The 23,401-nt window shown below is 48.4% G+C and carries 21 protein-coding genes and 1 pseudogene; 17 read left to right on the forward strand and 5 right to left on the reverse strand.

Annotated features, from left to right (window positions below; translation table 11 throughout):
* Positions 1-83 precede the first annotated feature (83 nt).
* From ACN0R1_RS14635 to ACN0R1_RS14650, 4 genes are all read left to right on the forward strand, one after another.
* Entirely contained in the window at positions 84-272 is a 189-nt protein-coding gene (locus ACN0R1_RS14635; RefSeq protein ID WP_417584130.1) for a hypothetical protein, read from the forward strand.
* A 166-nt stretch (positions 273-438) separates the two neighbouring features.
* Positions 439-906, forward strand: a complete 468-nt coding sequence (locus ACN0R1_RS14640; RefSeq protein WP_417584132.1) for a hypothetical protein — start codon at positions 439-441, stop codon at positions 904-906.
* A 78-nt stretch (positions 907-984) separates the two neighbouring features.
* A complete protein-coding gene (locus ACN0R1_RS14645) occupies positions 985-1,599 on the forward strand; it encodes an HAD family hydrolase (protein ID WP_417584134.1) in 615 nt (204 codons plus the stop codon).
* A gap of 457 nt (positions 1,600-2,056) precedes the next feature.
* Positions 2,057-3,178 (forward strand): Fic family protein, encoded by a 1,122-nt coding sequence (locus tag ACN0R1_RS14650; protein ID WP_417584136.1) that lies wholly within the window; start codon positions 2,057-2,059, stop codon positions 3,176-3,178.
* Positions 3,179-3,293: 115 nt separating this feature from the next.
* Here the strand turns inward: ACN0R1_RS14650 and ACN0R1_RS14655 are convergent, their stop codons facing one another.
* On the reverse strand, positions 3,294-4,448 hold the full coding sequence (locus tag ACN0R1_RS14655) for a methyl-accepting chemotaxis protein (protein ID WP_417584138.1): 1,155 nt from the start codon (positions 4,446-4,448) through the stop codon (positions 3,294-3,296).
* A 145-nt stretch (positions 4,449-4,593) separates the two neighbouring features.
* Between ACN0R1_RS14655 and ACN0R1_RS14660 the strand changes: the two are divergent.
* Together ACN0R1_RS14660 and ACN0R1_RS14665 are read left to right on the forward strand one after the other, a co-directional pair.
* Positions 4,594-5,907: pseudogene (locus ACN0R1_RS14660) on the forward strand (IS1380 family transposase).
* Positions 5,908-6,059: 152 nt separating this feature from the next.
* Complete coding sequence (locus tag ACN0R1_RS14665; RefSeq protein ID WP_417584140.1) at positions 6,060-6,503, forward strand: diguanylate cyclase domain-containing protein; 444 nt, start codon at positions 6,060-6,062, stop codon at positions 6,501-6,503.
* Here the strand turns inward: ACN0R1_RS14665 and ACN0R1_RS14670 are convergent.
* Together ACN0R1_RS14670 and ACN0R1_RS14675 are read right to left on the reverse strand one after the other, a co-directional pair.
* Entirely contained in the window at positions 6,473-9,535 is a 3,063-nt protein-coding gene (locus tag ACN0R1_RS14670) for an efflux RND transporter permease subunit (RefSeq protein WP_417584142.1), read from the reverse strand. The genes ACN0R1_RS14665 and ACN0R1_RS14670 overlap by 31 nt on opposite strands.
* A gap of 1 nt (position 9,536) precedes the next feature.
* Positions 9,537-10,631 carry an efflux RND transporter periplasmic adaptor subunit gene (locus ACN0R1_RS14675; RefSeq protein WP_417584144.1) on the reverse strand — a complete coding sequence of 365 codons (1,095 nt, stop codon included), beginning with the start codon at positions 10,629-10,631 and terminating at the stop codon, positions 9,537-9,539.
* Positions 10,632-10,794: 163 nt separating this feature from the next.
* On the opposite strand from ACN0R1_RS14675, the gene ACN0R1_RS14680 reads away from it, so the two are divergent.
* Positions 10,795-11,427 (forward strand): TetR family transcriptional regulator, encoded by a 633-nt coding sequence (locus ACN0R1_RS14680; RefSeq protein WP_417584146.1) that lies wholly within the window; start codon positions 10,795-10,797, stop codon positions 11,425-11,427.
* A gap of 92 nt (positions 11,428-11,519) precedes the next feature.
* On the opposite strand, the gene nhaC is transcribed toward ACN0R1_RS14680, so the two are convergent.
* Entirely contained in the window at positions 11,520-13,019 is a 1,500-nt protein-coding gene (gene nhaC, locus ACN0R1_RS14685) for a Na+/H+ antiporter NhaC (protein WP_417584148.1), read from the reverse strand.
* A gap of 256 nt (positions 13,020-13,275) precedes the next feature.
* Here nhaC and ACN0R1_RS14690 point away from each other — a divergent pair, with 256 nt between their 5' ends.
* The 7 genes from ACN0R1_RS14690 (at position 13,276) to ACN0R1_RS14720 (ending at position 19,130) form a co-directional block, all read left to right on the forward strand.
* Positions 13,276-13,752, forward strand: coding sequence for an Lrp/AsnC family transcriptional regulator (locus tag ACN0R1_RS14690; protein WP_417584150.1), 477 nt, complete (start codon positions 13,276-13,278; stop codon positions 13,750-13,752).
* 14 nt (positions 13,753-13,766) lie between these two features.
* Complete coding sequence (locus ACN0R1_RS14695; RefSeq protein ID WP_417584152.1) at positions 13,767-14,999, forward strand: RNA polymerase sigma factor; 1,233 nt, start codon at positions 13,767-13,769, stop codon at positions 14,997-14,999.
* A gap of 79 nt (positions 15,000-15,078) precedes the next feature.
* Positions 15,079-15,438, forward strand: coding sequence for a YciI family protein (locus tag ACN0R1_RS14700; RefSeq protein ID WP_417584154.1), 360 nt, complete (start codon positions 15,079-15,081; stop codon positions 15,436-15,438).
* A gap of 15 nt (positions 15,439-15,453) precedes the next feature.
* On the forward strand, positions 15,454-15,807 hold the full coding sequence (locus ACN0R1_RS14705) for a DUF1428 domain-containing protein (protein WP_417584156.1): 354 nt from the start codon (positions 15,454-15,456) through the stop codon (positions 15,805-15,807).
* Positions 15,808-15,916: 109 nt separating this feature from the next.
* A complete protein-coding gene (locus ACN0R1_RS14710) occupies positions 15,917-16,432 on the forward strand; it encodes a LemA family protein (RefSeq protein WP_417584158.1) in 516 nt (171 codons plus the stop codon).
* Position 16,433: 1 nt separating this feature from the next.
* On the forward strand, positions 16,434-18,326 hold the full coding sequence (locus tag ACN0R1_RS14715; protein WP_417584160.1) for a DUF2207 domain-containing protein: 1,893 nt from the start codon (positions 16,434-16,436) through the stop codon (positions 18,324-18,326).
* 6 nt (positions 18,327-18,332) lie between these two features.
* Positions 18,333-19,130, forward strand: coding sequence for a DODA-type extradiol aromatic ring-opening family dioxygenase (locus tag ACN0R1_RS14720; protein WP_417584162.1), 798 nt, complete (start codon positions 18,333-18,335; stop codon positions 19,128-19,130).
* 25 nt (positions 19,131-19,155) lie between these two features.
* On the opposite strand, the gene ACN0R1_RS14725 is transcribed toward ACN0R1_RS14720, so the two are convergent.
* Positions 19,156-20,025, reverse strand: coding sequence for a DMT family transporter (locus ACN0R1_RS14725; protein ID WP_417584164.1), 870 nt, complete (start codon positions 20,023-20,025; stop codon positions 19,156-19,158).
* Between the two features lie 292 nt (positions 20,026-20,317).
* Here ACN0R1_RS14725 and ACN0R1_RS14730 point away from each other — a divergent pair, with 292 nt between their 5' ends.
* From ACN0R1_RS14730 to ACN0R1_RS14740, 3 genes are all read left to right on the forward strand, one after another.
* Complete coding sequence (locus ACN0R1_RS14730) at positions 20,318-21,184, forward strand: alpha/beta fold hydrolase (protein WP_417584166.1); 867 nt, start codon at positions 20,318-20,320, stop codon at positions 21,182-21,184.
* Positions 21,185-21,232: 48 nt separating this feature from the next.
* Complete coding sequence (locus ACN0R1_RS14735) at positions 21,233-22,138, forward strand: LysR substrate-binding domain-containing protein (protein WP_417584168.1); 906 nt, start codon at positions 21,233-21,235, stop codon at positions 22,136-22,138.
* Between the two features lie 465 nt (positions 22,139-22,603).
* Entirely contained in the window at positions 22,604-23,395 is a 792-nt protein-coding gene (locus tag ACN0R1_RS14740) for a class II aldolase/adducin family protein (protein ID WP_417584170.1), read from the forward strand.
* The last annotated feature ends 6 nt before the right edge of the window (positions 23,396-23,401 follow it).

The raw sequence follows: 23,401 nt of genomic DNA on the forward strand, positions 1-23,401 counted from the left end.
CTATCAGCACCAAACTGGTCAGGCTATAGCGGCCTGACTTAAAGCAAACTGCCTCCACAAAACCCGGTACGATTCAGCTGGTGATGGCAGAAACGGTTTTAAAGGATCACTTAACAGCCGGTCTGATTGAAAAATTACCACTTACACTTGGACAAACGCTTGCGCCGTTTGGCTTGCTGACCAGAAAAGACACGGTTTATGGCGAACCCATCACTGGATTCTGCGAGATTATTAGGAATAATGCCCGCCAGTGGAGAAAACTTGAGGCGTAAATCAAGGAAATCAAGGGGTCAGCCAGCTTGATCTACTGATACAGTTAGGGTGTAAGCGCCTAGTCATGTGTTGTCGCAGACCTTAGCTGAAATCAAACACACTGATCCGTGTTTGCTAGCCAGGAAGGTAGCAAAGAGTTGAATCGGTTTATGCGAAAGGATAAATATGCGCAAATATCTATTATTAACTGGGGTATTGTTTTCTTCTCTGGTGCACGCGACGTCGAAGGAAGGCTGTTACTCATTCGAAGAAGCTATCTTTAGCGCTGTATCAGAGGAATCGGCGTTAAAAGAGACTTATGTTCAGGTTTCTAAGGTATCTGATCAGTACTTTGCTGAAGGAGTTATTTGGGGTGCCAACTTCCATATCTGTCATTTGAGTTCACCTTCAGAAGGACACGAAGGTCCGTTACCGCTAAAAGTAGAGGGTGACAATTTGGTCTACGAAGAGTTAGATCCTGAGTACAATATTAATTGTAAGCTCGAGATCTCTTTTGCTGACGGCGCATTAAAGATTAGCGACAATAATCACCATTGCTCAAATTATGTTTTTTCTTGCGGTGCTCGTGTTGGGTTAAATGATATTGAGTTACCCAAAAGCGCTAAAGAATGCCCAGTTCCCCTCACATACTGAAGATCAACAATCAAGGCGATCACAAGGGGTTAGCCACCTGATCAAGTTGGCTGACCCCTTGATATAATGGAGGAATGTTTGAAAGACACTATTATGCTAGACCTTGACGGTGTCATTCGACATTGGTCGGATGTTGAGGTCAATAACGCAGAAAGGGAACTCGGAATAGCGGTGGGCACTTTGTATTCTTTTGCATCGTCTCAGGAGTTGTCATCACTGGCTACGATGGGAGCGATTACTCATGATGAATGGTGTGATCGAATCAGAGCGGCGCTGTCTTCTGAGTATGATGTAAATATCGCTGAACGGCTGGTATCGGCTTGGTATACAGCAAGCTGTGAAATCGATTTTACCCTTCTTGATAAAATCAAGCGCTTAGCTCCTATGAGCAAGCTGGTTTTAGTGACCAATGCGACATCGCGTCTTATAGCTGATCTGGATAAAGTAAATTTACTCTCAAGGTTTGATGTTGTAGTGAACTCTTCGACAATAGGTGTCGCGAAGCCAGATCCTAAGTTCTTTGAAAAAGCCTTGGCTTTATCTGAGAGCCAGGCAGCTCACACAGTATTTGTAGATGACAAACTCAGCAATGTACATGCCGCTAGTTCGTTGGGTATTGAGAGCTTTCATCATCAAAATGTCGTGGATACACTTGAGTTTATCCGCAAGCGTTTCACTTCTACGGCAGTTTAGTAAAGGCTGCGTTCTGGATAGCAGAGTCCACACAGTCAAGAGCGCTTGTCGCAGGCATTAGATGCCATGGAGCTATGTTAAGGGGGATAGGTGGTATAGGCAGCGCTTCCGTTGACAGATAAGGCTAACGACAAAACTACTAGCCTATCAGATACTACAAGATATGAGAGTCTAATCATCTAGGCTATCATAGGTTCACGACAAAACCACTAGTCTCTCAGATATCACTAAAAATGAGAGTCTAGATCGTTAGACCTTCATAGATTGACGACAAAGCCGCTAGTCTCTCAAACTCTACGAAAAGTGAGAGTCTAGAGGGACATCGTTCTTTTATAGTGACGATAGCGTGTCTTTAGAATCCTATGTATCAATATTTGACATGCAAAAAGACGTAGATATACTGGATAAAATCATTTGTCATTAATAATTGATATTATTTGAGAGGCTAGTTGGGCGTATGGATCTAGATCTAGAGAACGCGGTGCATTACCACTACGATCAATTTCCACCTAATCAACTGGATTATGGCAGTTTTGTTAATGCCTTACTTAAAGCAACCGACGCGATTGCCCGCTATGATCAGATGCTCAAAAATATGCACAACAGTGAGATATTACTGGCCCCATTAAGGAATCAAGAGGCCGTTATTTCCTCAAGGATGGAGGGCACTGTGAGTACGATGGATGAAATCCTTAAGTATGAGGCAGATCATGAGAATGATGCGACAGGTACGTCTACGGCTCGATCAGAGGTAATAGAAACCATTCTTTACCAAAGAGCATTAAAAGCAGCACAGGGAGCAATGAGCGATGGACATCCTATATCTCAGTCCTTTGTTAAATCGATTCATCAACGGCTGCTATCTTTTGGCCGAGGAGCTTCAAAATCTCCGGGTGAATTCAAAACAGAACAAAACTACCTCGCCGACAGGAATAAACGAAAAATACTGTTTATCCCTGTTCGTCCCGAGAAACTGCAGGATGGCTTAGATACACTGTTTGAATATATCAATAACAGTTCTGACCCCGCTCTCATTAAAGCTGCAATGACTCATGTTGAATTTGAGGCATTGCACCCGTTTAAAGATGGTAATGGCAGAATTGGCCGCATGTTAATAACGCTTATGTTATGGCAATCAGGAACGATAACGGCACCTCATTTTTATGTGAGTGGTTATTTTGAAGAAAATAAAGATGAGTACATTGACAGGATGAGGCATGTATCGGCGTCTGGGGATTGGAACGACTGGTGCTCATTTTTTCTGGAGGCAATCGAGCAACAAGCAATAAGGAACTTAGTTATTGCTGAAAATATAAGATCTTTATATGAAGAAATGAAGCAAACATTTGCTGATGTTCTAGCGTCGAAATGGAGTATGACAGCACTTGATTTTGTGTTTACAAATCCGGTTTTTCGAAACAACAAATTTACATCAAACAGTGGCATACCTTCAGCTAGTGCCGCACGATTTACAAGGATCCTGCTGGATGAAGGGATAATAAAAACTGTCGAAGAAGCCTCAGGAAGAAGGCCTGCTCTTTATTCATTTGAGCCATTGATGGAGCTTGTTAGAGTATGACGCAGTGAGAGCCTAGCCCAATGAAAGGGTAGAGGTTAGGGACATCTCCGGCAATGGATCAAAAGGTCAGCCACCCGACGATAAATCGAGCTGGCTGACCCCTTGATCTTTGAGATCACAATTTGAATTTATCTACTTCTTTACGTAATGACTCAGCTAATAGCTTGAGATTATGGGCTTGCTTTAGGCCCTCATCCATTTCATCTTGTAATTGCGTAGATGCATCGCGAATCGCATGGGTATTTTGACCTATCTCACTAATCACGCTAGTTTGCTCTTCGGCAGCGGTGGCAATTTGTGTCGTCATATTATTAATATGCTCAATGGCCGAAGCTATCCTTTCAAAGCCACTTCCCGATTTTTTGGTATCATCAACGCTGGTGTTGGCTAGATTATGGCACAGCTGCATGACCTTCACGGCCTTGGTTGTCATCGTTTGCAATGAGCCAATCATGCCGGAAATTTCTTCCGTTGAAGCGTGCGTGCGCTGTGATAATACGCGAACTTCATCAGCTACTACCGCAAATCCACGCCCCTGATCACCTGCACGAGCCGCCTCAATGGCCGCGTTTAGTGCTAATAAGTTTGTTTGTTCAGCGATACCACTAATCGTAGAAACAATCGTATTAATCTTATCTCCCTGTGCACTTAATTCAGTAATAACTTGGCTAGCCAGGTTCACTTCGTCGGCCAATTGGCTGATCGACGTTAAGCTCGCATTAGAAAGCTGTTGGCCTTCGTTGCTGATTTTAACGGTTTCATTAGCGCGATAAGCTGTTTGTTCGGCATTGGTTGCAATTTCTTGTGTTGCCGCCGTCATTTCCTCTACTGCGGCAGCGACAGATATCATTTCATTTTGCTGCACATTGATCTTTTTTGAGCTTTCTTCTGCCGAATGAGCACTGGTTTTGGATTGATCAAATAACGTGTCACTCAAGTGATCAATGTTCTTAATAATGTCGCGTAGCTTATAGATAAAGTTGTTAAAGTTTAACGCGAGCTTTCCTACTTCATCGTTACTGTTTGCTTCAATTACAACGGTTAGATCCCCTTGTCCCTGAGCAATGTCTTCCAAGGCGCTTGAAACTCTCAATAAATCTGCCAATAAAAAGCGTATTAAAAATGTTAGTACAATAATGGATAGGATTATTAAAATAACTACCGCAATCATCTGGTATAAGACCAAATCTTTAATAGGCGCTGTTAAAATGTTTTTATTGCCTAATAATATTAAAGACCAATCTGTCCCTGCGATTTTTACAGATGACATGAGGTAGTCAGTGCCATTTAGGCTGATATCAGCTAATGTTTTAGAGTTAGCCCGGATTTTTCATTAAGGTATAAACAAAAACGGCTGAAAGCCTTATAGTTGTTGGTGTCGAAGCAATTTCAATAAGGAATCAGCCGTGAGCAAAATGTTACCACAGACGATTCAGTTTTCCTCCCTTTCTCGCCATAAAATCGAAGCCCAATTTAGCGGTGGTCATATCACCAGTGATGCCGGTTTACTTCTGTTGCGTGAAGTAGACCGCCAGTTAGGTCTTACTGATCGGTTGGCACGTAAGCTGGTGGATTGGAGAGAGCCTGGTAAGGTTAAACACTCACTGAAAGCCATGTTGCGTCAACGATTACTGGGTATAGCCGCCGGTTACTGCGATCTCAATGATCACACTCAATTACGACAGGATATGGCACTGCAAACCTAGGTAGAATCACTGCAAATGCTCGCAAGTTGCTCAACCCTCTGTCGCTTCGAGTCCCAGATGGATCGTCAGGCTATTCTTGATGCCCATCACTGTCTTTGGGAGCAATTTATTGCCTCACATAAAAAGCCTCCAAAGCGCGTCGTTCTTGATTTTGATGCCACAGATATCCCATTGCACGGTGACCAGCCAGAGAAGTTCTTCCATGGGTATTACGACCATTATTGCTACCTACCGCTGTATGTCTTCTGTGATCGATTTCCGCTAGTCGCCTATCTACGCCCCAGTAAAATCGACGGTGCAAAGCACACGGCCGCCATCCTGAAACTACTGGTCACGTTTATTCGTCAACACTGGCCGGAGGTGCAGATTGTCTTTCGTGGCGACAGTGGATTCTGTCGTCAGTTGGTACTGAATTGGTGTGATCGTAACGGTGTTGACTACATCGAGGGGATCGCTCGCAATGCCCGTTTGGAGGCCATGATTGATAGCAGTTGGGACTATGTTGAATCACAGCATCAGCAACGCAAAACACGGGGTATAAAAGGAGCGACCCGTTGCTTCTGGCGCTACACCTATCAAGCCGACAGTTGGCGACATCCCCGTGAAGTGATCGCCAAAATTGAAGTGACCGATAAAGGCAGAAATCCTCGATTTATTGTCACGAGCTTATCTGGTAGGGACAGCGAACTCTATTGCGAAGAATACTGTGCGCGTGGCGATATGGAAAATCGAATTAAAGATCAACAGCTTGACCTATTTGCCAAACGCACCTCCTCTAAGTACTGGTGGAGTAATCAATGGCGACTCACACTCTCGATGCTGGCCTTTGTATTGTTTGAAGAACTCAGAGAGCACTGCTCTAACAAATATGACACGTTGAGCGTGCAAAGCCTGAGACTCAAGTTGATTAAAATTGCGGCTGTGGTCGTGACTAACACCCGTCGAATCCGTTTCCTCTTGAGTGAGTGCTGTCCAGATCAAAAAGAGTTCTCGCGACTCGTTGAGCGTCTATTACCGAGTTAGTTGACTGAGCGCCCCCTGCTCGAACCAATGGGGGAAAGGGGGAACTGTGCCCAAAATGCGAAAAACGAGTCAAAATCGACGCTAAGTGCCAGCTTAGCGCTGAAAAAATCGGCTACGTCAGACTAATATAGTGATTTCGGTGATTATGAAAAATGCGGGCTAAGCGCAGTAGTCTGCCTCTGGCTGTATTGTTCATGGATCTTGATGGCTTTAAGGACGTTAACGACTCGCTTGGTCATGAGGCGGGGGACCGTTTACTGGCTGAGGTGGCTGTGCGCCTTAATGATTGTGTACGGGAGGCGGATACGGTTGCCCGTATGGGGGGTGATGAATTTACGGTGATTCTTGCCGGTGCTAAGCAGCGTAAGGATGTTGAACTAGTGGCCCAGACTATTATTGATGCGCTTGCGCTACCGTTTCAAAGTGCACAACAGGCTGTGCAAATCTCTGTCAGTATTGGTATCTCTTTCTACCCCCAGGATGCAGCCTCGCCTGTTGCTTTGTTAAAAGCAGCAGACAAGGCTATGTATAACGCCAAAGACACCGGCTCAAATCGGATGTGTTTTTACCCAGCCGTTGGCTCCTCCTCCGGATGAATCTTAATCCGGTAGAGTACACAGTACATCACCGGTAGCACCACCAGCGTTAGCAGTGTGGCTACGCCAAGACCGCCAATCAGCGCGACCGCCATGCTGGCAAAGAACGCATCGCTGATCAGTGGGATCATCCCCAGCATGGTGGTCAGTGCGGCCATCGCTACGGGGCGTACCCGGCTAACGGCTGCGCGCACCACAGCGTGGTAGCGATCTTGGTGCAGCGGTAGTTGCACGTTGATCTCTTCCACCAATACGATGGCATTTTTGATCACCATACCGATCAGGCTCAGTGTGCCGAGTAGCGCCATAAACGAGAAGGGCAGGCCACTGATCAGCAGTGCGCCAACTATGCCGATGATTGTTAGTGGCACCAGTGACCAGATGGCCAATGGCTGGCGGAAGTTGTTGAACAGCACTACGGTGAGAATAAACATCGCGACCAGCCCTAGTGGCAATGAGGAAAAGAGCCCACTTTGGGCTTCGCCAGAGGTTTCATATTCACCTCCCCATTCCAATCTATAGCCTGAGGGTAGCGCTAGTGCATCCACGCGTGGACGAATCTCGGCCAGGACACTGGCAGCCGTCATATCGCTGAGTGGGTGGGGTTCACCATATATAGCCAGCATTCTTTCGCGGTTACGGCGCATGATCAATGGGTCTGCCACTTTAGTGATGACGTCACTTATGACCTGGTCAGCGGTGATGTAGCGTGATTGTTCATCGCTCCATACGTTCAGTGAACCAAGGTTATCCACATCGTGGCGCTGTTCGGGGATTGCTCGGGCAATAATGGGAATCAAATCACTGCCATCGCGATAAATTCCTACTTGACTACCGCTGGTGCTCACCGCCAGTGTGCTGGCCAGGTCTTCGCGGGTAACACCCAGCCGACGCGCGGTATCCTCCAGAAAAACCGGTTGCAGGGTTTGTACGCGATTACGCCAGCTGGAGCGCACACTGGTCATGTGTGGGGTATCACGGAACATAGCTTCAATCTGATCGCCTAACTGGCGCAGAATCTCAGGATCGCTGCCGTAAATCCGTGCCTCCAGTTTGGCTTTGGGTGCAGGGCCGACTTCCAGTGCAGAAATTTTATAGTCGATATCACTATGATCGCGCTGCAGTACCCTTTCAACGTCAGCGATGCGTGCGCGTTGAGTGACTTTGTCATCTGTTTCTATGATCAGTTGGGTGTAGCTGGCGTAGCGGTCTTCCGGCGAATAGGTCAGGGTAAATCGCTGAGCTCCGCCGCCCACCGTGGTGGTTAAGTGGCGAATACCATCCATCTCCATCACGCTTTTTTCCAATTCACTAATGCGACGTTGGGTCTCAAGGATATCTGTGCCTTCTGGTGTACGGTAGTCAACAAAAAAGATCGGCGTGTTTGATGCCGGGAAGAAGGCATTTTTGACCGAGCCAAAGCTGAACATCGCCCAGGCTAGTGCAGCTACCATCAACGCCAAGGTTAGCCAGTGCCAACGGATGGCCGCAATAATGACGCGCCCTACCACTTGATAAACTACACCTTTATAGGGATCTTCTTGACCATCACCGGGTGCGACATTGTGAAAAAACAGTTTGAAATAGAAAGGCGTGAGCGTCAGTGCCGTAATCCAGCTCAGTAGTAGTGAGTAGAGCAGCACGTAAAATAGTGAGCCGACAAACTCTCCGGTAGTATCCGGTGACAAACCAATGGGGGCAAAGGCGGCAATCGCAATCAGTGTGGCGGCTAATAAGGGCCATGCATTTTGGCGGATCACCTGGTGGGCTGAATCGCGAATCGTATTGCCACGTTTCAAGCCCATCAGCATGCCTTCAGTCACTACGATGGCGTTATCCACCAGCATACCGAGGGCGATAATCAGGGCGCCGAGCGATATTTTTTCCAACTGAAGGCCGTGAATGCGCATCAACATAAAGGTGCCGATGATGGTGATCAGCAAAATAAAGCCCATTAAAAGGCCGCTACGCCAACCCATGAACAGCATCAACACTACAATAACAATGGCCACCGCCTCTAACAGGCTCAGCAAAAAGCTGGATACGGCGTCATCGACCACCTGAGGCTGGTTGTAGACGATATTCAGCTCCATTCCTAGCGGGGTGCGAGATTGCAGCTCGGTCAGTCGCAGCTGAAGCTGTTCACCGACCTCGACTACGTTGACGCCGCTTTCAAACGAAACGCCCAGCGAAATGGCTGGTCGGCCCATATCCCGGTAAAGCTGTTGGGGTTGTTCTGTCAGTTCACGGCTAATATCGGCCACATCGCTCAGCCGCACCAACTCACCCTCACCCTCACTGATAATGATTGCACGCAGATCATCCATATTCGCCGCACTACCTGTCGGAGTGATGCGAAAGCGCGTACCTTCCTGTTTGAGATGCCCAGAGTCGGACACCGCGTTTTGGGTGTCGAGCAACTGCTGCAGGCGGGCGAGGGGCACATTCAGTGCAAGCAGGCGTTCGCGGTCAACTTCGATATAAATACGCTCTTCGTGTTCGCCGCTTAGCGACACTTTCGAGACTCCTTTAACCAAGGCGAGTTCGCGTTTGAGGAAATCAGCATGGTCAGCAAGATCTGGCATGCTGTAGCCAACGCCGGTCAGGTTGATCATCAGTCCGAACACATCACCAAAGTCATCGTTAACGAAGGATTGGCTGGCCCCTGGCGGCAGTGCTACCTGAGCGTCCTGGACTTTACGCCGAAGTGAGTCCCACAGTTGTTGTAGCTCTGCATTTTTTACCGTACTTTTAAGCTCGACGGTAATCTGCGAGAGGCCATCGGAACTGACTGAACTGACGCGCTTGATCGATGACATTTCCTGAATCGCTTCCTCCAGGGTCGATGTGACTTCCTGCTCAACTTCTTCTGGTGTTGCACCAGGGTATTGAGTTGTAATCAAGGCATTGCGAATAGTGAATTCGGGAAATTCCAACTGGCCCATGCTGAAAAATGACAGCGCACCACCCATAAGCAGCACTATCGTCATTAAATAGCTGGCTGTTTGGTGGCGTAGAAAGTAGTCAACCATATTACAGCCCCTGTTCCTTTACCCACGGGATTACTTTGGTATACGCCTGTATTTGGTGAGTGCCGGCGGTGACAATGCGGTCACCCGCCCTTAACTCACCGCTAACTTCCAGTCCGTTGGAGGTTAACCGATTGACCTCTACTGGCACGGCTTCAACCTGCTCGGCTCCGACATAGCGCCATACCTGAGCCTGGCTGGGGTTATCACCGGAATAGCTCACGGCTTCAGGAGGGAGGTGCCAAAGTGGTTGAGCTTGATCGGAATGTAGTCTGCTCAAATCCAGTCGAACAGTGGCACTCATACCATCTAATAGGGTGATGTCGTCTGGTTGGGGTAGTGTCAGTTTTATTTCGTAGGATAGGCTTTGAGCGCTGGCTTGGGTGGTATAAGAGGCTAGTTCGGCAGGATAGAGGTTAACACTGTTGCCAAAGCGCACTTCAAACACTAAGTCATCACCGAAAGGGTGTCCGTTGTTACGCGGTATGCGTTGCACTATCTGCTCGGGCAGATGAAATACTACATCTAACTGCCCTGGCTGCTGGATCACGGCGACAGTCTCCTGTACCTGAACAAACTGGCGGTTATCCACGGGCACTTGGGCAATCACACCATCATAAGGTGCGCGTAATTGCGTATGCGTGACCTGCTCCTCCGCCTGCTCAAAAATGGCGCGGGCGGCTCGCCACTCACTTTCGGCTTCATCAAACTGAGATTGGCTCACGGCACCACGCTCCAAGGTGTAACGCATGCGGTCTAGTGTGGCTTTGGCCAAGCCTAAGCGCGAGCGTGCACTATCCAGCTCACTTTGTACCGTACGGTTATCAATGCGTGCAATTACATCACCGGCCTGCACCTGCTGGCCTGGTATGACGTTGAGCTCAATTAGTTCACCTGCCATACGAAACGACAGGTTGCTACGAGTTGAAGCTTCCACCCGGGCTGGAAACTGCCGTAAAGCTGCGGTATTTGCTGATTCAAGCGTCATCAATTTTATCGGCCGGGCCGACATTTCTTGCTGTGCCTGGGGGTCGTTGCAGCCCATTAGTACAAGCATGGCCAGCGCGACCGGCAGTAAACGGAGAAGGGTAACTTGCACGATAGGCTCCTTGATGGCGGTCAATGCAATCTTTCAAACAAACAAGGTATTATACATTTCACTGACATTCATGAATGTCAGTGAAATGTATAGTAATATCCACGCGCAGACTTTGCCATCTATAAATGTCAAAATATCAATAATTCTATGAATTGGAGTTGCTATGTCCCGTCGTAAGGCTGATGCCGAACGTACCCGTGAGATTATTCTCGATGCGGCAGAAAATACTTTTTTAACCCAGGGTGTATCTCGGACCACCTTGGCGCATATTGCCGAGGCAGCGGGTGTTACCCGAGGGGCAATCTATTGGCACTTTGAAGATAAAGCCGCATTATTTGATGCACTACTTGAGCGGGTGCGTACCCCACTCGATGAAATTGTCGATGCGGCTGTTGAGCTAAACGGAGCAACCCCTGCCATTTGCTTACGCGACATCGCCTGTCGTTCGCTGTTAGCAACTTGTAATGACTTGCCGTTGCAGCGGGTAGCAACCATCGTACTGCACCGCTGTGAGAAACTCGAAGAGGACCATCCGCGAATCAGCATGATCACGCGACCCTCTGAATACGCTGAAGCGCAGGTGGAAACGTTGTTCGAGCAGGCCCAGTTAGCGGGCAACTTGCGAGCTAATCTCTCTCCCGTCAGTGCTCGCCGCCAATTTCATGCCTTTTTGATTGGCACTTGTTTTGACTGGTTGCAGGATACCCAGAAATACTCTTTAGCCAATGAGTGCGACAGCTTCGTAGAGACGCTAATGCGCGGCTTGTTTGTCGAGGGTGCCTTGGCTGCTGAATGATAATTGGATGTCGGTAATGTTTGCCGGACGCTGGATCGCCTTTCTTTAGCTTCAAAAAAGGAACGATACCAGCGATTATCCGGCAACAAAGCTCAGCTTTTAGCAGTAGGCTCAATCGTGCTGCTGTCAGCGATTGCTTCTCCTTGATCTTTCCACAATTGACGTTCCTCATCGGTTGCCCGTGGAGAGAAAAGGCCAAGTTGGGCGTAGATAATCCCGATTACCGGGGACAACCAGCAAGCAAACGCGAGTGGAATATACAGCAGGTTCTCTACTTGACCATTTGCGATGCCCAGCCCTAGTGCGCTGATGACGAAAGCACCACCGGCATTCCAAGGTATTAGTGGCGACATCAGGGTGCCACCTTCTTCAATAGCACGGGACAGGTTCAACGTCGAATAGCCCATGCCGCGATAGATCGGTGCATACATCCGGCCTGGTAACGCAATCGAGAGGTAGGGGTCACCTGCTACCAGGTTGGTGGACATGGAGGTACAGACGGCTACAGTTTGCAGACTACGAAAGCTGTGTACTTTGGTCATGATCGACTTGATGATGGATTCCAAACAGCCGGTTTTCTCCAGTGCGCCACCAAAACCCAGCGCGATCAATACCAGTGAGATGGTCCACATCATAGACTGAACGCCACCGCGATTCAGGAGGCTGTCGATTGCTGCAACACCGGTTTCAATCGAGTAACCGGAATTAGCATAGGTCAGCAGATCGTGCACGCCAACGCCTTGAGCGATCATCGCTGCCACCGCGCCGGCCAGAACACCTGCAAAAAGTGATGGTATGGGTGGCATGCGCTTGACAGCCAGAACAATAACCAGCAAGGCTGGCAAGAGTAACCAGGCTGAAATAGAGAAGTTGGCATTCAGTGTGGTGGTGATGGTGTTGATTCTTTCGAAGGAGGCATCACCGTCTTCAATCAGCGTAAAGCCGGCTACAAAATAGATCGCCAAAGCAATCAACATCGCTGGAATCGTTGTTGGCATCATATTTTTGATATGTGAGAACACATCAGTTCCGGTCACGGCTGGAGCCAGGTTGGTGGTATCGGATAAGGGGGATACCTTGTCACCGAAAAAAGCACCGGATACCACGGCTCCAGCGGTCCAGTACATCGGGATATCAAATCCTGCCCCTATCCCCATCAGCGCCAGCCCTACGGTACCTACGGTGCCCCAGGAGGTCCCCAGCGACACTGATACCACGGAACACAGTATCATGGCGGCGGCCAGGAATATCGATGGTGACAGAATTGTCAGACCGTAGTAAATCAGGGTCGGTACCGTACCACTGGCAATCCAGACACCGATGATCATGCCGACACAGATCAATACTGATACGGATGGCAGGGAGACGTGGATAACATGAAACACACCTTCCTCGATGTTTTTCCATTTGTAACCCAGCTTTATTCCCACCAGGCCCGTTATCGCCAAGCCGATGGCTAGCGGAATATGTGGCGTAAAGTCACCGAAATAGAACAGTTGTATACCCAGTACAACCAAGGTCAGCACGACCGGTGTGAGCGCCAGGCCGAGCCCCGGCTTTTGGATGTCCTGCAATTCTGATGAATCAGTCATAGCTATATCCTTTTTTGTGCGCATTAATAAAGCGAGAAATCCTGCGCTACTTTTAAAGTAGCCCAATTCTGGGTTTTCTCATCTTTGACCGGATACCGCGTCGCGTACGAGGGCCGGGTTGGCACGGATCCGGGGATTATTATTGTTAGCCCTCATAACTACAGTATCAGCCTTTATGCCTAGGAAGTGGCTCTAAATAATGCTAGATTGCTTACCAATAGGCCTATAAATGAATATTTAACAGGAAAAAAGACTATTGAAAATCGACCGTATAGATCGTGAAATTCTACGACAGCTTCAGGAACATGGCCGTTTGCCCATCGTCGAACTGGCCAGCCGGATCAACCTCACCAAGACCCCTTGTGCTCAGCGAGTCCGTCGGCTGGAAGAGGCCGGTGTTATTCGTGGGTATCGTGCTGATCTGGATCCGGAGCAAATGAATGCCGGTCATGTGCTGGTGGTGCAGGTCACTATGGATAAAACCAGCGAAGATGCGCTTGAGCGTTTTAACGAGGCGGTGCGCAAAATTCCGGAAGTACAGAGCTGTTATATGGTGGCGGGAAATTTCGACTATCTGCTCAAGGTCAGAACACACGATATTAACCATTATCGCTCTGTTCTGGGTGCCCAGATTGGGCAATTGCCGCATGTCCACCAGACACACTCCTTTGTCGCAATGGAAATTGTAAAAGACGACATCACTGTGCCGGTACCAAATGAAGGACTCAGGTGAAGTAGGCCCTTCTCATGACGAACGATAGGTTCCCAATCGGGCAAATTTATCAGCAACACTCCCGTCAGGTACTGGCTACGTTGATTCGCTTGCTAGGTGATTTTGAGTTGGCGGAGGAAGCAATGCAGGAAGCCTTTGCATCGGCGATCCGGCAGTGGCCTAAAGACGGCATGCCAGACTACCCTGTTGCCTGGCTGATTCGTGCGGGTCAGCGTAAGGGGATCGATCATATTAGGCGCAGACAGACGGTGCAGCGCTATGCCCATCTGATTTCTGTTGATGAGGAAATATCCCTGGCAGCGGTTGAACAGGATATTCAGGACGATCAACTGCGGTTGTTGTTCACCTGCTGTCATCCTGGTTTGGCTCTGGACGCACGAATTGCGCTGACGCTACGGGAAATGTGTGGATTGACAACTGAGCAGGTAGCCAACGCACTGCTGCAAAAACCGGTTACATTGGCGCAGCGCATTGTTCGGGCCAAGAAAAAAATCCGTGAGTCAGGTATTCCCTATGAAGTGCCCGAAGCGCGAGAGCGGTTGGCGCGGTTACCAGGTGTGCTGCGAGTAATTTATCTGGTGTTCAATGAAGGTTATTCCTGCAGCGATGGTGATTCGGTGGTGGATATTAGCCTGTCCACCGAAGCGATCCGTCTGGCCGAGGTGCTGGCCAGATTGCTGCCAGAAGGTGAGGTGTTTGGGCTTTTGGCGCTGATGCGGCTTCAGGACTCACGGCGCTTTGCCCGTCAGGATCGCTATGGCGAGTTAATAACACTGGAAGATCAGGACCGATCTATGTGGGATCAGGACAGTATCCGGCAGGGCCTGCAGTGGCTGGAGCTGGCACTTGCCAGTACACCAACAGACCCTTACACCTTGCAAGCCTCTATTGCTGCCGTGCATGCACAGGCTACATGTGCTGATACTACTGACTGGTCGCGTATCGTGCGTTTATACGAGGCTTTATATCATCAGCAGCCGTCTCCGGTAATTGCACTTAACCATGCAGTCGCTGTTGCCATGCGAGACACACCGGCTGCAGGTCTGCAGCTATTGGATGAACTTGCTAACATCCGTGAAATCCGTAATTACCATCTTTTCCACGCTGCCCGAGCCGATCTTTACCGTCGGGCAGGCAATATCAACGATGCCAGCGCTGCGTATCAGCGGGCACTGGCACTCGCTACACAAGGCCCGGAACGGCGTTTTCTGGAACGTCGACTGAATACATTGACGTCCACTCGCTAAAAATTTTTTCCCCCTGTGTCGATTCCCGTTCGAGTCAAACGACTCACTGTTAAAAGCAACTAACAAGGAGAAGCTCATCATGAAATATGCCGCTTTGGTCTATTACCAGGAAAGTATCATCAACGCCATGACCGAGCAGGAATGGCATGATCTAAATCAGGAATGCGTGGCAGGCGTCGAGCGTCTGTCCAGTCAGGGGCATTATGTGGCTGGGCAGGCGTTACAACCCGTGGATACTGCGACTTGCGTGCGCGTGCGCGCGGGAGAGGTGCTGATTACAGACGGTCCTTTCACGGAGACCAAAGAACAGCTAGCCGGGTTTTATCTGTTGGAGGCCAGGGACCTGAACGAGGCCCTGCAACTGGCCAGCCGGATTCCACCCGCACGCTTTGGCAGTATTGAAGTCCGCCCTGTGCGGGAACTGCCACCAAAAGATTAATCGAGGAGAAAAATCATGAGTTATGTCGATGGATTTGTGGCCGCTGTACCGACTGCCAACAAGGCGAAATACATCCAACACGCCAGAGATGCCGCGCTAGTCTTCAAGGAGTACGGCGTGCTGAAAATGGTGGAGTGTTGGGGAGATGATGTTCCTGAAGGCAAGGTGACCTCTTTCCCCATGGCCGTTAAGTGCCAGCCAGATGAAACAGTGATCTTCTCCTGGCTAGTTTGGCCATCACGGGAGGTTCGAGATCAAGCCATGCCAAAAATTATGGAAGATCCACGTCTGCAACCGGATGTTAATCCCATGCCGTTTGATGGAAAGCGGCTGATCTATGGAGGATTTGAGGTAGTGTTAGAGGAGTAATCAGCGAGTGGGCGTCTAGTGGTGTTTCAGCGTAGGGGTAAAATATTGACCTCAAGCAGTGGAAACATAATAATTGCTGGAGATTCAATGAACTGAACTATAGAGCCGTATGGATACGATTTTTGCACTGATTACTGCGCTTGCCCTTATCTGGGGTATTGTTATCTACAATCGACTTGTTCGCGATCATAAGCGTGTGCTGGCTGCATGGAGTGATATTGACGTGCAGCTTAAACGCCGTCATGACCTGCTGTCTAAATTGGTCGAGGCCGTCAAACAGTACGTTTCTTATGAACAAGCTACCCTGGTTGCGACAATGGAGCTTCGTGCTCACGCTGTATCGGCTAAGCAGGTTGTTGAACGGGGGGAACGGGAACAGGCCTTGGCATCTGGTATCCAGCGCTTGCTGGTGCTTGCCGAGGCTTATCCTGACCTCAAGGCCAATCAGAATTTTCTTGATCTACAACGCAATATCAGCGAAGTAGAAAATTACATTCAATATGCGCGGCGTTACTACAACGGTAGCGTGCGTAATCTTAATTCACGTATCGACTCTTTCCCTGATCTATTGGTGGCTAAGGCATTCGGCTATCGCCATGCTGAATATTTTGTTTATGAAAAGTGATATGAGACGTTTATTGCTAATCGTGTTTTTTTCCCTCATGGCCGTTTCAGTATGGGCTGATGAACGTATTCTCGATTTTAACAGTGATATCACTGTACACGAGGATGGCAGGATAAGGGTTGTGGAAACGATCAAGGTGCGCTCCAGTGGGACCTTGATTAAGCACGGTATTTATCGCGCTATTCCGATTCTTTCCAGAGATGCTTACGGAAACTTCATTAAAGCGCCTTTAGACGTTCTGAGTGTAACCCGTGAGGGTGAGCCAGAGCCTGTGTATATGGACTCAAAAAATAAGTCTCTTTATATCTATATAGGTAGCCCGAATCATCTACTGGAACAGGGTGAGCATACCTATACCATTACCTACACTATGGATCGACAACTCGGCTTTTTCAGTGACTATGATGAACTGTATTGGAATGTTACTGGTAACTATTGGCAGTTGCCCATTGATCGTGTTAGCGCGAGTGTGCATTTACCTGCAGGGGTTGATGATCTAACGGCTGAAGCCTACACGGGACGTTTGGGTGCTAAAGAGCAAAACTTTGAAAGCCACATTGACAGTGGTAGAAGCTATTTCGAAACCACCCAATCACTGGCTAAAGGTGAGGGGTTGAGTATTGTTGTGACCTGGCCGAAAGGCGTAGTTCAGGAGCCGACATTTTTGCATAGTTTCAACTGGTATATAAAGGATAACCGCGACACTGTGGCTATGTTGCTTGGTCTGCTGGTGCTAAGCATTTTTTATCTGGTGGTGTGGTTCGCTTATGGACGTGATCCAAAGCCTGGCGTCATCATCCCGCAGTATGATCCTCCGGTTGGTTATTCACCGGGTGCTGTTCGTTACATTATGCGCCGGGGTGCTGATAATAAAACCTTCAGCGCCGCGCTGGTCAGTTTGGCCACCAAAGGATATCTATTACTGGTTCAAAAGGACGCCGAGTATGCAGCCACTCGGACTGACAAAGTCATCGGTACCGATCTTGGGCCGGGCGAAAAAGCCCTGCTGAAACGGCTTTATAAGGGTTTTTCATCTAAAACTATTGATTTTAATCAGAAAAACCAGATGCGAATTCAATCGGCTATGGGGGCTAACCGACTTGAATTGCAGAAGCACTATGACAAAGACTATTTTCTCAATAACAGCCATTGGCTGGTGCCGGGTGGGCTAATTACCCTGGTTACTCTGGTGTGCAGTTTGATATTCAGTCCATCAGGTACGGGCTTTTTTATGGTGTGGTTGACCCTGTGGACGATGGCGCTGATATTCCTTTTTAGTCGAGCATTCAATGCCTGGCGACACTATAAAAGCACCAAAGATCTATTCTCTGTGATACATAGTAGTTTTTTTTTCATAGGTTTTCTTGTATTTGAGTTGGCGTCCATTGTTATGCTGCTTGGCATAGCCTCAGTGATAAAAGTAGTCGCTTTTCTGTTGCTTCTGATAATAAATCCTATATTTTATCAATTGCTCAAAGCACCAACTCTTGCGGGCCGTGCATTATTTGATAAGCTAGAAGGGTTAAAGCTCTATCTGGAAGTGGCGGAGCAAGATGAGTGGCAGTTCAAGCATCCCCCTGAAAAGACACCGGAGCTGTTTGAACGCTTATTCCCTTACGCCATGGCGCTGGATCTGGAGCAACGTTGGGCTGATCGTTTCACTGCCGTATTTGCCGACTTGGAAAGACGGGCTCAGCCTTATCAATTTCGTGGGGTAAGGAGCAACACGCTTTCCTATCAAAATGCAGGATTCTCCACGGCATTGTCCAATTCAATTAATCGTGCCGCTTCGCCGGTATATTCAAGTTCGCGTTCAGGCAGTAGCCGCTCTAGTGGACGTAGTAGTGGTTCATCTGGCGGAGGTGGAGGCGGCGGAGGTGGCGGTGGCTGGTAGGTGCTTATGAAATCATTACCTAAGGCATTATTTATTTCACACGGCGGCGGCCCTTTACCCCTGTTGGGCGATCCTGGCCACCGTGACATGGTGGCCTGTCTGCAAGGTATTGCGGCGAGTATACCCCGACCCGATGCCATACTCCTGGTCAGTGCTCACTGGGAAGAACGGCTGCCGACGCTGACAGCGCTGAGTAAGCCTGCTTTGATTTATGACTATTATGGCTTCCCGTCAGAGTCTTATGATATTCACTATCCATTGGCGGGTGAGCCGTCTTTGGCCCGAGAGATATATCACAAGCTTGGCAATGCGGATATTGAAGCCAGTCTGGATGAAACTAGAGGGTTCGATCACGGCGTGTTCGTACCGTTAAAAATCATGTACCCAGATGCGGATATTCCCTGTGTTCAGTTATCTTTGGCGAGCAGCCTTGATCCTGCTTTTCATATTAAGGTGGGTAATGCACTTCAGAACCTCGCCAGCCAGAATGTGCTGGTAATCGGTTCAGGGTTTTCCTTCCATAATCTGAAAGCCTTCTTCTCGCCAGGTAACCCTGAATCCCTGCAATTGAATGAGTCGTTTGAGCAGTGGTTGCAAGCGATCACTACAGATACGGCGATCTCAGAACAGCAGCGACGAGAGTTGTTGATCAATTGGGCCGACGCGCCAGGCGCGCGCTTCTGCCACCCAAGGGAAGAGCATCTTTTACCGCTGCATGTGTGTTACGGCGTGGCTCAAGCGCCTTGTGCCGAGCTGTACGAAGTCACCATTATGAATAAAAAATCGAGTATGTATCTGTGGTGATGACGTCCCTGTCATCGCCAGACTGCTAAGTGGATTGCAGTGGTCTCGTTTTGAATACCAGTGTTAATCCACACAGAATGACCAGCATTCCTACAAGGCTCAGCAGCGGCAGGGCATTCCCTAGAAACAGATAGTCCATGATGGCGGTTACGCCAGGAACAAGATAGAACAGGCTAGTCACATTGACGAGGTTGCCAGCCTGAATCAACTTGTACATCAGTAGCGTTGCTACAATGGAAATCACGATGGCCAGCCAGAACAAGGCGATAAATAGCTGCCTGCCTGGCGTGATTTCTATCGGTTGATAGGGCACGAACAGCAGGCAAAGCAGCAGCGTCATCGCGTATTGCAAAGGCAGTACGGATAAGGGGGCCTGCTTTTCGCCCTTTTGTAGCAAGGAGCCAGTGGTTATAGCCATCAGAGCGCCCAGTGCAAAAAACACTCCAGAAATCGGCAACTGGCTTAAGCCCAGGTTTTGGTAAACGATAAGCGTTAGCCCAGTCAGTGCCAGTCCCAACCCAGCGAGACGCTTTATTGAATACTGACGCTCAGTAATAAATAGCGTCAGTATGGGTTGTGTACCAAGCAGGGTGGCCAGTGTGCCGGGTGTAACCTGGTGTTCCAAAGCCAGGATATAAAAAATTGAATAGCTGCCGATCAGCAGTAATCCCGTTATAGCCACGCGTAGACGTGTTCCCCGTTTGGGTAAACCTTGTCGTCGATACACGCTGATGATCAGTAATATTATCAGCGCAATACTGAAACGCAGGACCAGGAAGGCGAAGGCCGATGCCGACTCTAAACCTATTTTGGAAAATATAGCACCACTACTCCATAGCAGTACAAATAGTGACGTGGCACTATAAGAGAGTAACACTGTACGATTAATACACATGTTCTGTTTCCCGTTGTTGAGAAGCATATGACTAACTGGGTCTGTGGTGAGCAAGGTGGCTCGGTGATAACGCAGACTCAGCGTGTTATAAGCGTGTATTCAACAGAATACCGGTGGCGGCTGATGCGCCACAGGGGGATTGGGAGGAGAACATGAGAGTGGCTTATTTAGCGCGAACGAAAGACTACCAAACAGAATGGGTGTAGTGGAAGCAGCAATTGCGGACGCAAATATAGCCATCTGATTCGAACCAGTAGTCTTGATGTAAACTGAAGCTTAGCAGGTCACAAGTATGATTAAAAGAATAGTGTGTTTATGGATTTTGCTGCTGTTCAGCAGCGGATCTGGTGCGTCAGATTATGATTCAACCTATGTGTCAGTAACAGTGGTGGGATCCGGAGACGATGTTATTTTAATCAATGGACTCGCCTCTTCACCGGAGGTGTGGGCTGAAACAGTAGAGCAACTTCAGTCCAGTTATCGGGTGCATCTGTTTAGCATCAAGGGGTTTGCAGGCACTCAAGCTGCCTCGTCAACGCCAGAGGTTTATCTTGAAGCCCTGCGCGACGAGGTACTGAATTATATACAGGTTGCTCAGTTGGACTCACCGGTATTAATCGGGCATTCAATGGGTGGACTGGTGTCTTTAATGGTTGGCAGTGCCAGTCCTGATGCGGTCAGTAAGATCATTGTAGTGGATGCGCTGCCCTTCTACAGCTTGTTGTTCAATGCTGAAGCGACTTCGGCACAAGTGACTCCATTTGCCTTGGGGTTGGAGCAACTGCTGTTGGTAATGAGCCCTGCGCAGTATGAGGTTCATGTCCGCAAGGCCGCGAGTATTATGGTCAAGTCTCCTGAGCGGATTGAAACCATCATCCATTGGGCCAACACCACGGACCGGGCTGTTTATGCTCAGTTGGTGGGTGAGGTAATGACCTATGATGGTCGGGTGTTACTGGATCGGATTACCGCGCCTATCCAGGTGCTATATGCCTATGACCAAAGCATGCCGATAACGGCTGAGCAACTGGCCAGCCTTTATCAAACTACTTATTCCGGTGCTGAGACAGTGGAGCTGATACAAGTTGATGATGCCTACCACTTTATCATGTGGGATCAGCCGGATGCTTTTCATGCGCATTTGGAAAGTGCTCTGTAACGGCGATAATATAATCCAGGTTGTGGCGATGTTTGGAGAGAGGTTCAGGTGAGACACTATCCTTCTATTTCGGCTTTAAGAGCCTTTGAAGCTATTTCACGGCTTGGTAGTGTGTCGTCCGCTGCGCGAGAGTTGAACCTGACACGCAGTGCCGTGAGTCACCAGGTGAATGTTCTGGAGCAGATGCTTGGTTTTGTGCTGACCGAGAAAGTGGGCCGAGGAATTGGCTTGACGCAGCAGGGTGAACGTTACGCTACGGAGGCTCGACGCGTACTGAAAATACTGCATGAGGCGGCGCGCTGGAATGATGGTCCTGAGGTTACTGGTCGTTTATCTGTCAGTTGTGTGCCGGGTCTGGCTAACTACTGGCTGTGCAGGCATCTGGGAGATTTCATCCTTCAGTACCCTAAGATAACCCTGCATATATCTGCACCCTCTGCACCAGATGACACCCGTAACGACAATGTCGATCTATTTATCGCCTACGGAAATGGCAGTTGGCCTGAGCAGTATGTGCGTCAGTTGATGACAATACGGCTGTTTCCGGTATGCAGTCCAATGTTTTCTCATCAAGTGGGTGGGCTTTCCAGTCCTTCACGTTTGTTGCAGATGCCGTTGTTACATTTGGTTAGCTACACAGATTGGCGGGTATGGTTGGCTGCCAGTGGCGTGAGTGATATTCATCTGGAGGGTGGAATTACCTTTTCAGATGCCAATTTTGTTCAGTCTGCCGCACTGGCCGGGCAGGGAGTAGCTATTGGCGATAATATGGTGAGTGGGGATGCGTTAGCGAAGGGATTGTTGATCAGGCCTTTCGATATCAGTATTGAGTCGCCTCGAGCCTATTACCTGGTTGCTTCGCCTGAAAAGGTGGAGCGACCTGAAGTTCAAGCTTTTATTGCTTGGTTGGAAAGCCGAGTGGCTGAGGCTCAAGCTCGCTACCATGCAGATTAATGTTGTTTATGCCCGTTTTTTCTAAATGAGATGCAATTGCGAAATTTCATTTCTACTGTTTGTTCGAATAGAACTTATATTTATTAGACACGCCTTAAATCTTTTTTTGATTTGAATGTTTATTTTTGGTGCGTAATGCACCGAAAAAGAGCGCTCTGAGACGCTTTAAATAGGCCCTTTTTATTTTCGTGCACTATATATGTGCCATACGTCCTTTTTTGTTTGTGGCATATACTTTGCTTCATTCCTAATGTCCAATTCTATTAGCCCATTAAATCCCATGTGGTTGAACTGCATGCCCTATTTCTGGGCGTAATTGTCAAATTTAATTTGACAATTACGATAAAATTATTCGATTGATGTTTAGAATTTTTTGTTAATAATCAGTGGTAATACATTTGAGAAATATAGAAGTTTTATTTTCATACTCTAATGATTTATACAGAAGTGAGTGCAAAGGTTTTTATGAATAGTATTTCGGAAACTGATTTTGTTCGGGATATTTATCCAACGCTTTCAGAACAGGAGCGTGTACGAATAGATTTGGCTGCGGCCTATCATTTAATCGAATATTTTGAAATGAGCGACAGTATTTATACGCACATTTCGGCCAGGGTTCCCGGCGATCAGGAGTATTTCCTGATTAACCCCTATGGCAGTCGATTTGATGAAGTGAAAGCAAGTGAATTGGTCACGATTGACCTGGATGGCAAGGTGATCGATGACCCGTGCAGTATGGGCGCAAATCCAGCAGGTTTCACGATTCATTCAGCTGTGCATGCTGCGCGTCCTGATATTCAATGTGCTTTGCATACCCATACCGTTGCGGGAGTCGCTGTTGCCTCTATGAGCAACGGGATACTGCCCATCAATCAATGGGCGCTGCAGTTTTATCAGGGGGTTTCTCGACATGCGTATGAAGGTATTGCGCTGAATCTGGAAGAGCGCGAGCGCTTGGTGAAGGATTTGGGTCCTGATAATAAAATCATGATTCTTGATAACCATGGTTTGATGACGTTGGGCACCAGTATTGGTGAAGCGTTTACCCTGATGTACAACCTGGAGCGCACCTGCAAAGTACAGCTGGCGGTGTTGGCCAGTGGCCAGTCGATCAATCCTGTCGATCCGCAAACCTGCGAGTTAGTTTACAAGCAATATCAATACTTTGTTGAGATCAGCCAGCGAGGAGGTTTCCACGCTGAGTGGTTGGCTTATCTGCGTCTCTTGGAAAAGGTTTCACCGTCTTACAGACAATAAAGTTTA

The sequence above is a fragment of the Nitrincola sp. genome, from assembly GCF_048264025.1.
Taxonomy (GTDB): Bacteria; Pseudomonadota; Gammaproteobacteria; order Pseudomonadales; family Balneatricaceae; genus Nitrincola.